Origin of the sequence: Shewanella atlantica (assembly GCF_003966265.1) — a bacterium.
GTDB classification, from domain to species: domain Bacteria; phylum Pseudomonadota; class Gammaproteobacteria; order Enterobacterales; family Shewanellaceae; genus Shewanella; species Shewanella atlantica.
Genome location: NZ_RXNV01000005.1, coordinates 111,334 through 123,524 on the forward strand (window position 1 = coordinate 111,334; position 12,191 = coordinate 123,524).

The 12,191-nt window shown below is 44.0% G+C and carries 9 protein-coding genes; 6 read left to right on the forward strand and 3 right to left on the reverse strand.

Annotation, left to right across the window (positions count from 1 at the left end):
• Window positions 1-2 precede the first annotated feature (2 nt).
• Window positions 3-1,184, reverse strand: coding sequence for a hypothetical protein (locus tag EKG39_RS13040; protein WP_126506183.1), 1,182 nt, complete (start codon window positions 1,182-1,184; stop codon window positions 3-5).
• A complete protein-coding gene (locus EKG39_RS13045; RefSeq protein ID WP_126506184.1) occupies window positions 1,168-1,581 on the reverse strand; it encodes a hypothetical protein in 414 nt (137 codons plus the stop codon). The genes EKG39_RS13040 and EKG39_RS13045 overlap by 17 nt, the downstream gene beginning before the upstream one ends.
• A gap of 550 nt (window positions 1,582-2,131) precedes the next feature.
• Between EKG39_RS13045 and EKG39_RS13050 the strand changes: the two genes are divergently transcribed.
• The 3 genes from EKG39_RS13050 to EKG39_RS13060 all read left to right on the forward strand — a co-directional run bounded on the left by EKG39_RS13050 (window position 2,132) and on the right by EKG39_RS13060 (window position 6,296).
• Window positions 2,132-3,163, forward strand: a complete 1,032-nt coding sequence (locus tag EKG39_RS13050; protein ID WP_126506185.1) for a methyltransferase — start codon at window positions 2,132-2,134, stop codon at window positions 3,161-3,163.
• A gap of 205 nt (window positions 3,164-3,368) precedes the next feature.
• Complete coding sequence (locus tag EKG39_RS13055) at window positions 3,369-5,039, forward strand: flagellar assembly protein A (RefSeq protein ID WP_126506186.1); 1,671 nt, start codon at window positions 3,369-3,371, stop codon at window positions 5,037-5,039.
• Window positions 5,040-5,123: 84 nt separating this feature from the next.
• On the forward strand, window positions 5,124-6,296 hold the full coding sequence (locus EKG39_RS13060; protein ID WP_185817595.1) for a site-2 protease family protein: 1,173 nt from the start codon (window positions 5,124-5,126) through the stop codon (window positions 6,294-6,296).
• Between the two features lie 457 nt (window positions 6,297-6,753).
• Here EKG39_RS13060 and EKG39_RS13065 read toward each other — a convergent pair whose 3' ends face one another.
• The gene (locus EKG39_RS13065) at window positions 6,754-8,139 is read right to left on the reverse strand and encodes a DUF1254 domain-containing protein (RefSeq protein ID WP_126506188.1); all 1,386 of its coding nucleotides are present in this window, start codon (window positions 8,137-8,139) and stop codon (window positions 6,754-6,756) included.
• A gap of 241 nt (window positions 8,140-8,380) precedes the next feature.
• Here EKG39_RS13065 and EKG39_RS13070 point away from each other — a divergent pair, with 241 nt between their 5' ends.
• The 3 genes from EKG39_RS13070 (at window position 8,381) to EKG39_RS13080 (ending at window position 12,175) form a co-directional block, all read left to right on the forward strand.
• Window positions 8,381-9,532 (forward strand): anaerobic sulfatase maturase, encoded by a 1,152-nt coding sequence (locus tag EKG39_RS13070; protein ID WP_126506189.1) that lies wholly within the window; start codon window positions 8,381-8,383, stop codon window positions 9,530-9,532.
• 103 nt (window positions 9,533-9,635) lie between these two features.
• Window positions 9,636-10,541, forward strand: a complete 906-nt coding sequence (locus tag EKG39_RS13075; RefSeq protein WP_126506190.1) for a LysR family transcriptional regulator — start codon at window positions 9,636-9,638, stop codon at window positions 10,539-10,541.
• A gap of 212 nt (window positions 10,542-10,753) precedes the next feature.
• Window positions 10,754-12,175: a DUF1254 domain-containing protein gene (locus tag EKG39_RS13080; protein WP_126506191.1), complete on the forward strand. Its 1,422-nt coding sequence runs from the start codon at window positions 10,754-10,756 to the stop codon at window positions 12,173-12,175.
• Window positions 12,176-12,191 lie beyond the last annotated feature (16 nt).

Here is a 12,191-nt window from a genome sequence, read left to right on the forward strand (position 1 = left end):
AGTCACCACTGGAAGCGATATGAGAGTTGCAGGGCAAACAGAGACCAGTGCTTCGCCTGATTGACTGGATCCGGAGCGACAATTGGTGTCACCCAGGAAGCGCCTTCAACGTCATGATACTCAACTGCGAGTAGCCAATCATTGCTTGGGAACCAGCGAACACCGAAAGTCCAGTCTTTCGTATAACCATAGTATGCAGGCGAACCGTATACAGCTTCGGAATTTGTACCGTCGGGGTCATCAGTATTATCGATATGCTTGTCATATCGAACAAACAACTCCACATCGTGAGGAAGATAAGTCCTCACATCTACATAGTACCCTTCACTGGGATCAGTCAGCTCTTCAGCTGCTAACGGCTGTACCAGTCCATTGGTTACCCTGTCCCCCCTTAAGTACTCGGCCGTTATTTCGAATCGTTCATATCTGAATTGTCCGGAAAAAACCCAATTACTTAACTGTATCTCTCCTGGGTAGTAGTAACCGGGAATGAAGGGGTCGAAACTAACCTCTGCATCATAATAGCTGACACCTAAACGTAAGTAGTCATTTTGAAACTCTATATCCCCGGAGTAATACCCTTCGGAATCGAACTCGCCAAAATCTGCACTCCCCATTACGTTGCGATCTAAATCTTCAGTCACATTGACCTGGCCGACCGACAGGTGCCAATCGACGGCACCATCGAGCAGCTGATGCATACCAAAGAGATCCCCTCCTTCGATATGAAGCTGTGCATCACGAAAGTAATCACTATAAATTGACTGAGGAAGCATGATACTCGGGCGAGTGAAGGGCACATCGCGGGTACTGGAATAGAAACCGGTTTCATTTTTAAAACGTCCGGCGCGTATGCCGAGCATCCCCTCCCCAAGCTGATGGGTATACTCAGCAAACAGATAATCAAACATGACACCCGGGTCAGAAAGTGTTCCCCACTGCCTGAAAGTCAGCGCACTGGCCAGGCGAATGTTCTCAACGGGCGTCCACGACAAGGCTAAAGTGGCTTCGGTGATATCAAATGTATTACTGTCATCTCCAACAATAAATTGAGTATCCTCTGCAGCAACAAAACCTTGGCCGACAAACCCACTTAATTGCCATTCTGACGCGGTAGCAACTGATGAGGTAAGTAACAGCAAGGGACACAAGGACAATGAGTATCGATTAATGGTTGTAAACATACAGGCCTCCCGCTACAGATACTGAATCGCTGACATAACCGATTGCACCGGGAGTGTTCGATATTTGCTCTCTCATTTCAACTTCAGATTTTAAAATAACAGGCCTTTCACCGGTACCGGAAAAGACCAGCCGGTCCCATCTGCGCTGAAGCATATAAGGCATCATATCGAGTTTCTGAAAACAAAATTCTTTATGTAGATCTGAACTTGGAGCGAGGATAAATACTTTTATTTTATGTCCGTCCGGCCAATAGACTTTCTGCATCGAAAAAATCAGACGTAGCTCTTGGGCAGGAAGAGGGAAATCGATGGCCGAATCATTCACGATGACCTGAGCCGCACTCGAGTGAGCGCAGAAAAGATAAAAAACTAACATCCATGTAGCCAGCAGGCGCATTCTCCAGTCTCCTTACTATCCCTAAGATAACCTTATATATCCATATTGTTTGAGAACATTTGATACTTGCTTAGCTCATCGAAAAGTTATCACTTTGCAGGCTAACGGCCCAAATGATAAATGACTAAGCCCACGACTTACCTCAAATGTTCATCTCCCCTGAAATGCTTGGATATAAGCTCATATGAAGCCAAACTGCAAAAAGCGACACTAAAACTCCACTCATCTACAGCTTAGGCAAAAATTCCTCTTATCGCCCGATAATGGGTTAATAAATCCAGTAATTTTAAGTGTAAAAATAGATCACAAATCCTGAACCTAAAACTTTAAGTTATAAAAACTACTATCAACTAACTATAAAATAAGCGGTTTCCAAAATTCGCTAATTTACACTCCTCTAATAAATTAACCGCACTCACCTTGAAAAGCATCAAACGAATCGGGCGCATATATTGACCTTTTCAGCAAATACCACCGGAAGCAGATAGACGAATAAATCCAGCTATTTTTAAGCTATAATGGCGGTCAAATTTTCAGACTCTGGCCAGTTGTGTTAACTAATCCATCTCAACTCATTCTTAGAAATAGCGATCTATTTACAGATCAAAATGTATTAGTGCTTAACTATGAAGGCGATCTGCTACCCAAGCAATTATTGGAAACGGCTCAAAAAGTCACGGCGCTATCGCTCGATTATCATCATCACCTGATCATGAGCCCATATGCTGAGCCAAACCTGGCACTTCATTTTGGACACATGCTGCCCGATGAAGAACTATTCGATACGGTGATTATCTATTACCCCAAAGCGAAGCCACTTGCATCATACCTGCTAAACTTGGCTGGAGTTCATCTCAAGCATAATGGGCAACTTCTGGTTGTCGGTGAAAATAAGGGGGGGATCCGCTCCATCGTTAAACAGGTGCCTGATTACTTCGATAACCCTTTTAAGCAAGACAGCGCAAGGCACTGTTTACTCTATGTGAGTCAACTCATAGAGAAAGCCCCTCAAATTAACCTCTCGGACTGGGTACGTAATTATCAACTTGAAACACCTCAGGGAGAAATTACTATTTGTAACCTTGTTGGGGTTTTTAGTGAAAAGCGTTTAGATGAAGGGACAAAACTGCTCCTGTCTCACTTACCCAACTTGTCTGGCCGAGTGTTAGATTTTGGGTGTGGGGCCGGCGTTATAGCGGCAGCCCTACTCAAGGCACAGCCTGAGCTAAAGATTGAATGCGTCGATATTAATGCAATGGCCATCGAGTCTTGCAAACTCACCTTAGCAGCCAATAACTTTACTGCCGTCACCTATCCCTCAGATGGACTGACTCAAACTAAGGGGCTTTTTAATGGCATCATATCTAACCCTCCATTTCATGATGGCTTGAGAAGTACCACTGACATTGCCAAGAATTTTGTAAAAGATAGTGTGCAAAAGCTAGAAAAAGGGGGGGTTTGGCATATTGTTGCCAATAGACACCTTCCATATAGTGATTCAATTTCGACTCATTTCAAACAGGTAAATGTCTCTGCACAGAACAACAAATATAAAGTTTACTCAAATAAAATCAGCAACTAAAGCAAAACAAAGCGAACAAATACAGCGGTATTAAATTTCGATGCCGCTCCACCTCAAAAGTATAAAAAGAATGCTCTACTTCAAACCTTACAAACTCCGTTAAATTTTCAGACAGTTAGGGCTTCATAGGTCAAACTTTATGCTGTTATACTCGAGTAGTAAAAAAGAAAAAAAATAATAACTATTCATTGCATTGGAATTGGCTATGTTGGATCCAGAACTCGTTGAACTAAGTGCTGACAATGTTTTTGTCGAATTAAGAATTATCCCTAATACCCATGGTCCGGTCACCGAGGAAGCCATTCTTGCGCTTCTGTCACTCCCCGAATTCGAGCAGCTTCTTCCTTTAGAAAATATTATCCAGAAGGCTGTTATCGAAATTAACCAACTTTGTGGTCAGGACGATGGTCAGTTCGAACTGTTTTTTAAAATTGCGGAGCGCCGCAATGGAACAATAGAGCTAGAAGTCAGCGAAGATAAGATGGAGTCGGAGATGCAACTTACCGCTGCTTGGGGCGGTGAGGAGGTCAGCATTCAGGATATATTGAAGGCATTGAAGGCGAATAATGTTTGCATGGGACTCAGCAAAGTTAAAATTCAGACACTTCTCAAGCAGCTATCTCAACTCGAACCGGGAAAAACCTGCCGTAGCGTTATTGCAACAGGAAAGCCTGCTGTAAACGGAGACAACGCTCTCATTGAAAGAAAAGTTCCACTTGCCAGGGAACGCCTGCTCCAACCCCAGGAGAATGAAGACGGCACTGTCGATATGCGTAACCTAGGCGCTGTCATCATGGTCAAACCCGGCGATCTACTCATTGAGAAAATACCAGCCACGCTGGGCGTCGAAGGATATAACATCCACGGAGAGATACTGGCTCCCCTATCAGGTAAAGATACCCCCCTCTCACCGGGGGAAGGCACCGAGTTATCAGAATCGAACCCCAACCTGTTACTCGCCACGGTCGCGGGGCAACCTGTCGAAACTAAGTCGGGTATGCAAGTTGACGATGTTCTCAATATTAAAGACGTCGACGTCGGTTATGGTAACGTCGAGTTTAAGGGCAGTATCTTAATCACGGGTGATGTTCACGAAGGTATGGAAGTAAAGAGTAGTGGTGATATCACCGTCATCGGCTTTGTCGATTCGGCCTCTCTTTACGCAGACGGCGATGTTATTGTCAGTAAAGGGATCATAGGGAGACAGCTCAAAGAGAGAGAGCTCTCCACTAAGATTAAAGCCAAAGGGCAAATATGTGCTCAATTCATCCAGTACTCAGATTTGGATGCCGAAGGCGAAATCCTGGTGACTAAGCAGTTACTACACAGCCATACACGAACTAAACAAAGACTCACGGTAAGCGATGCTAATAATCGCAGAGGAGATCTCGTCGGCGGTGTAGTCGAAGCCGCGAAGGGGTTAAAGGCTGTGGTCATAGGAGCAACCGCGGGAACTAAGACCGAAGTATTCTGTGCCATGAAGCAGACTGAGTTAAAGAAAGAGCTTAAAGAATTAGATCAAGCCGTTAAAGCTATGGTGGTTGCTAAATTAGACATTGAAGCTCGCCTTAAAAAGTTGCCTCCAAAGAGCGAATGGCAAGATGACGAGATGATGGTAGAACAAGTGAAGATGATGCTGGAGGAAAAAAGTCGCATCACAGAGGAGCGGGCTAAGGAGGAGGTTGAATATGAGCTTATCAAGCAAGAGGTCGAAACCTATTATCATGATAACCGCATAGAGGCTCATAAACATATCTTCGCCAACGTCGAGCTTCATATCGGACAAGCCTTTAACCGAACCCAACGTGAACATGGAACCTGTATCGTATTCAATGAAAATCAAGAAATTAAATTCGATTACAGTAACCGCAGTTAACTAAACTCCTGAGAGGTTGGTGCACAGGCACCAACCTCTCGCTTCCCCTAAGTTTTCCATGCATAATCTCCTCCTGAAATACACATGTCGGCTGAAGTTAAGAGATTATCTGTGGAACTACTAAGAATTGATTGTTTGGGAAAAGAGCTGAGACTGGAAGGTTCTATGGCTGGCTGGCAACAGCTTTTCTGGGGAGACACCTTAGTCTCGGTAAAGCAGGCGAGTGCCGATAATGAAGGACTTAAAACCCACAACTTTGAACTAACGAGCCAAGCCCCGCACCCCATACAAGCAGGCGAGCCTGACGCAGCGCCACTCAATGAAGAGATCATGACTTCGACCAAGATTAAGATAAGCCTTGAGATCGATCTGATGTGGCAGCCTTTTAATATCGACTATCGACTCATTAAAGATGAGGTCGTAATCGCAAAAGGAAGCCGAAACAGTAAAGATATCGAGCGTCAGATCCCAGTAAAACCGATTCAAATAAAAAAACAGTTCAGCTTAGTCGGGCTGGCGTCCCTTGGCTTTAAGTTACTCAAGAGTGCCAAAGTCATCAAGGTCGTACTAGCGGGCGCCAGTATAGCTGCCTACTCCTGGCTATTTTCTTTCCAGTTTGCACTCGCCCTTATCGCCTGCCTGATGTTTCATGAATATGGCCATATTCGTGCGATGAAGCACTTTGGAATGAAAACGAAAGGGATCTATCTCATCCCGTTTATGGGAGGCTTGGCCCTCAGTGATGAGAAGATAAATACCCGTTGGCAAGATGTAGTTATCTCGATCATGGGGCCCAGCTTTGGCTTACTGATGTCAATCATCTCTTTACTGGCTTACTGGCTAACCGGAAATGTATTCTTTGCCGGACTCGCGGCATTCAATGCACTATTAAACCTATTTAACCTGTTGCCCATTCTCCCCCTCGATGGCGGCCATATACTAAAAAGTATCAGCTTCTCCATGAACAGCATCATGGGACTCGGGGCCTGTATCACGGGAGCCGCGATCGGTGTATACCTTAGCTATACTCTAGGCTTAGCGCTATTAGGCTTCTTATTGCTAATTGGTAGTTTAGAGATCGTTTTTGAGTGGAAAACCCGTCACCAGAGCCACCTCTTGCCTTTAGACAGATATGGTCAGATATTCTCAACCCTATGGTACTTTCTAACTGTAGGTGCTTTGGTGGCAATCATCTGGTATCTGGCAGGTTCCGGTGACGACATGCTTGGGTTACCACTGAAAATTCTGCAAAGTTAATAAAACATTGAGAAAGGAAGCTAAGCTTCCTTTTTTATGACTTTATGAAGAGTTAAAAGATAAGTTTCAGGCATAAAAAAACCTGCTAAAAAGCAGGTTCTTATCTCTCAAACGAGAGTTTCTCTAATAAAGAGTATTTGATTGGTACCGGAGGACGGACTTGAACCGTCACGCTCGAAAGCAACGGATTTTGAAAAGAACACCTCTAAAAATACTTAGTAATATCAATAAATAAAAACCAGATGAAACACCTTTGCAAATTCTTTGCAATAACATGCACATCTAATTGTGATGAAAAAGTGAGCAAGCAAATCAAACGTCACAACACCTCAGATATAGTTCATGTGTATCTTCTGAATAACTATAAATATAATGTTTCACACACAATGAGTAGATAAGTCCATTGCTCGAGGTGGGAGAAATCCTTTTCCCCGGGGGAGCGCATTGGGAAGTCGGCCTACTTTTTAAATACTTCAGGTAATTGGTATTGGTTTTTTAATACTGCTTCACTTGGCTCATATAAGCGCATGTGCAGATAGAAGTCATCTTTAGGCGCGGGTAACCAGTTACAGTTGGCTTCGGTTGGTTGCTTATGTTGGATACACAGGGTTAACGTACCGTCTCGGTTATAAACTAATTCGTCAGGTCGATTACTTGAAATGGAGTAGCGATCAATTGGATTTTCAATCATATAGAGATCTTTCGCATCATACATGGTCACTGACCAAAACGCTTTTGCTGGTGCATCTGCAGGCATCGTCATTCTGTATTCATACTTACCATCTAATTGTTGCTCATTAGAATCGGTATATCGGTTCGGATACAGGGCTCTCTCTTTGGTGTTTAGGCCTGCTGCTCTAAAGTTAATACTGGCACGGCTGAGGTAGTCTGTTTCATATACTCCGCCTTCATACATCATCGACCAGCCGTTATTTTTAACCCCCAAGTCACGACCTGCATAAGAGATTATTTGCTGTGCAGAGCTTAATGCGCGCATCAGGCCACGCTTTTGTGCTTCAGATAGGTTCTCCTCATCGAACGGTTGAGCCAGTCCAATATTGATGTACTTGAACTGATCTACAATGGGTGAATCTGATGCAATCGGATTACTGCGTAACTCCTGGTCAATGAGTTTGTACCAATCCAGCCCTTCAGGCCGGGTCATCGGAGGAATGCCGCCCGTAGCTTGACTTAGCTGTACAGGCTCTTGAGGTTGGCCTAGCTGAGTTAACGGGTAGTTAATGAAGCCAGCATTTACCTTGTTCGCCGCTTTTAAGTCTCGCTCTCCTGCAACGCCAACTCTTTGAATATACCAGACAAAAGGAGTGCGCGATTCAATTACTCTGTCGATGTCTTCAGGGACATCACCCTTCCATCCTTTATTGACTAACAGAAATTTACCGCCTTGAGTGCCGACATTTTCGGTAATTAAATTCTCGACCGCTTCGGTATAATTATCCAATAGCTGCACGATAAAATAACGGTTATCAGTCACCGGTACTTCAATGACTAATGGGCCGGTGTCATTGAGGTTGATGTGCGATTGAGAATAGAGTGTATCGTTATTAACTGTCGGCACAATTCTGCTTTCTGGCCCTGATAGCTTAAGGGTTTTCCCCATCTGGTTCATTGGTGCCATGCCATTATTCAGCGGGACAGATGTTGTAGTGGATGTCTTTCTAACTTGTGAGGTTGTTAGCGGACCTGCACCATATATAAAAGCCTGAATACCTAAGTTGTAGGCTAGCTCTTCTTCAGGATCAATTGTGTTTGCCGTTACTGCTGACGTGCTAAATACACTCATTGCAGAGCAGATAAGTGGATAGAGAATTCGTTTCTTCATAGTAAGCCTTGCGTAGTTAATGGCGATGGCCAGAGTGTATGAGACAAGGCTTTAAAAATGTTAAATAGTGAATATCAAGAATCTTAATACTGCGAATCGACATACATAGACTCTTGTTTTAAAACGAATAAACATTCAAGCCGTTGGCGTGAAGAGCTAATGGAATAGCTGAGGGGTTTTCAGGCTATTGTGACAGACTTTATTAATCTCTATTTTAAAATAAAGATGTTTGGAGACCTGTATGAATCACCTTAATTTACCGTTTAGTTTGTTCATTAAATCTGAAGGAGCAAAATGTAATTTAGATTGCAGCTATTGCTACTACTTAAACCACTTAGATGAAGCAGATAAAAACTGCTCAATGAGTGAAGAGTTAATGGAACAATTGATAAAAGAGCACATAAAATCACAGCCAAATAAAGCGGAAAAGGTCGATTTCATTTGGCATGGCGGTGAGCCAATGCTTAGGGGGTTGGAGTTTTACCAAAGCGCAGTGAAGAAACAGCATGAGTCGACCACCCGAAAAGTGGTGATGAACACCATGCAAACTAACGGCACCTTGATTAATGAACGCTGGGCACAATTCTTTTCTGACCATAACTTCATGTTGGGGGTCAGTATCGACGGCCCCAACCTGCTTAACGACATTGCTCGGATCGATAAGAAAGGTCACTCCTCTTTCGAGCGCACAATGCGCGGCATAAAGCATCTTAAAAACTTCAATGTTGAGTTTAATACCTTAACCGTAGTGAATAATAAAACCTATCGCCACGCCAAGCATATCTATCCATTTTTGAAAGAAGCTGGCAGTGGTTATATGCAGTTTCAACCTTGCGTCGATCATGAACTTGATAGCCGCTCAGAGTACAACTGGTCGTTAACAGGAAAGCAGTGGGGCTTGTTTCTCTGTGAGCTTTTTGACCTCTGGAGCGAAAAAGATGTAGGCAAAGTTTATATCCAGTTTTTTGAAAACTGCTTGATGATATTGATGGGCTATAAAAGCCAGATGTGCCACCACAGTAGGACCTGTGGCCAGCAGTTGATGGTTGAAACCGATGGATCAGTTTATAGCTGCGATCATTATGGTTATGACGAGTTCAAGCTCAGTAACAGCGAGTCCAGCTTAAAAGCGATGGCAAACAGTGAGAGGCAAGTTACCTTTGGCGCGGCAAAATATGAAGCATTGAGTAACAAGTGTCGCGATTGTGATTTTCTCGACATATGTAACGGCGGCTGCCCTAAAAATAGAACGCTAAAAACAGCGCAAGGTGAGAATCATAACGTGCTTTGCGAGGGTTACGAGATCTTTTTTAAACATGCTTTGCCTAAGATGCTGTCGATGGTCGATGCGATGAAACAGGGCTATTCACCTGCTTTCTTCCCCATTTTTTAAACATTTGGTAGCGAGTAAATATCGGCAATCCGGCATTTATCAATAACATGAGTATGTTATAGCGGCAAAATGTTCTTATAATGAATTTTTAAATGGAATCGTAATGGTTGTCATGTCGAACGATTATAATTTATTGCGCTTGCTATTGGTCTTAAATGAAACAAGACAAACAGTGCAGGCCGCCAAAGCTTTAAATGTGAGTCAGCCAACCATTAGCGTTATGCTGAAAAAGCTACGTGAGCAGTTTAATGATGAACTATTCGTGCGCAGCAAAACTCAACTTGAGCCCACACCAAAGTGTTTAACTATCATTGCTAAACTACCGGACTTACTTGAGCAGATGGAGCAGTTGTACTTAGATGCAGAGGTGTGGAATATTGCCGATATGTCTGGCGAGCTCAAGTTGCTGCTTCCCTCCCCGTTGATGGCTGTTATCGGTGCGCCGCTTATTGGTAAGCTTACTAAGCTCGCCCCTAAACTCACCGTTGAGTGTGCTCATTGGGGCCACAATGCCGTACAACTTCTAGAGCGCGATCCTAAAGCTTGGGGAATATCTTACTTGCCGATGGATACCAATAAGGTTTTATATCAGCGTGACCTTGGTTACGACAAGTTCATGTTAATTATGCGCAAAGGCCATCCGCTTCAAGACAATACGCTTACCGAAGTTCTCAACTATCCAATCTGCGTTAATACTATTCCAGGTTACACTGAGCCCTCAAAGGCTGAAATGCTGATTAAGAAATATGACCTCGATGGACATATTAACTTGCGCTGCAGTGACATGAGCATGATGCTCAAACTGGTTAAAGACAGCGACTTTATCTGCGTGGCTACTGAAAAATGCGCTACAGTACTGGGAAATGACTATCGCTATGAGGGGTTACCTAAAGAGCTTTATAAGGATACCTTCAGACGCTCGTACGCCTTATTTACCCATCAACGAAATCGACATAATCCATTAACGGACTGGCTAGAGCATGAAATCTTAGCCTTAATGAACCAATAGCATAAACCTAGCCCTTCAAATTCGCATGCGCCGATGATTTCCAAGGCTTAAATCAGTACGGCGCAGGCTCCAACCTTCCCCTTCAATAAGCTGTAACTCGTATATTTACAGCCAGTTCTCCCCATCGATTCAGGCTATTAAATAACGTAATAATCACTATCACCCCTTTTTTATCCGTTTTTATTTATCGTTTAAAAAAACGGAGAAACACTATGATTAAAAGCCATTTAGCTAAAGTCGTACTGGCTATCGCCATTGCAACGTCACCAGTTTGTTATGCAGAGCAAAGTTCGCAAAATACTCAGTCAGAACAGACATTAACCATCCAACAAAGTTTACTCGGTGAAACCTACAGCTTGGGTGTAAATGCCTATCTGTGGGGTTCAGCATTGGTAAGAATGGAGCAGATCTCCCGCCAATATACCGACATCAGCTCGCCTCAAGCAGATACCAGTTATCGCGCCCCCTTAAACGAGTTTGGACACGCCAGAAGACTCAGTTCACCGGCAGACAAAGACATGCCAACGGCGAACCGAGATACCTTGTACTCAAGTGCAGTATTGGACGTTTCTGAGGAGCCAATCGTACTATCCGTGCCAGATGTTGAAGATAGATACTTTGTCATCAACATGTTTGATATGTGGCACAACCTATTTCAATACGTTGGTACTCGTGAAACTGGCAGCCTCGCCAAAGAGTTCCTTATCGTGCCACCTGGCTGGAAAGGGGAAGCGCCTCGCAACACTAAAGTGATCGAAGCACCGACAGACAAAGTCTGGTTGTGGGGCCGCACACAGGTCTTAGGTGAGCAAGACTATGCCAATGTACATGCCGTACAAGACAAATATGAGCTCACACCATTAAGCGAGTATTTAGGTCGACCAGCCAAGCAAGTCGCTACCGAACTTAGCGCAAGACCAGGGCAAGAGGAGGATGCGCTACGCTTCTTCACTGAGCTGGCAGAGTACGTCAAACAAAACCCTCTTGATGAGCGCCAACAGGCACTGTTTGGTCAGTTTGAAAAGATTGGTTTAACTAAGCAAGGTTTTGACGTCACTAAACTATCTCCAGAAATGCAGCAGGTGTTGGTGCAAGCCATGACTGATGCCCAGCAGATTATCAGTGCTCAAGTGGCAAACCCGAATACGCTCGAAGTCAAAGATGGCTGGTTCTATGCGTTTGAACTCGATGATTTTGGTGATGACAACGCCTTAAGATCACTGATTGCCGGACCGTACCTTGGTGGGCAAGGACCAAACGAAGCTATCTACCCAATCACCTACACCGACGGTAAAGGCAAGCCTCTGAATGGTGGTCAAGGCTACAAGATGAGCTTTGATAAAGCCCCACCAGTAGGTGCTTTTTGGTCACTGACGGTATACGACGCCAAAACCAAACTCTTGGTCAGTAATGAGATAAAGCGTTACAGCGTCAATAACCTCACCGATCTCGATAAAAACGCCGATGGCTCATTCGACATCCATCTGCAGCATGACAACCCCGCTGGAGACAAATCCGCTAACTGGTTACCGACGCCAGAAGGCAATTTCTATGTACTCGCCAGGCTCTACATTCCATCGAAAGAGATCCTTGAGATGAAGTGGACAGTGCCTGCGATCCAAAACCTTAAATAACGTTTCTCATTACTCA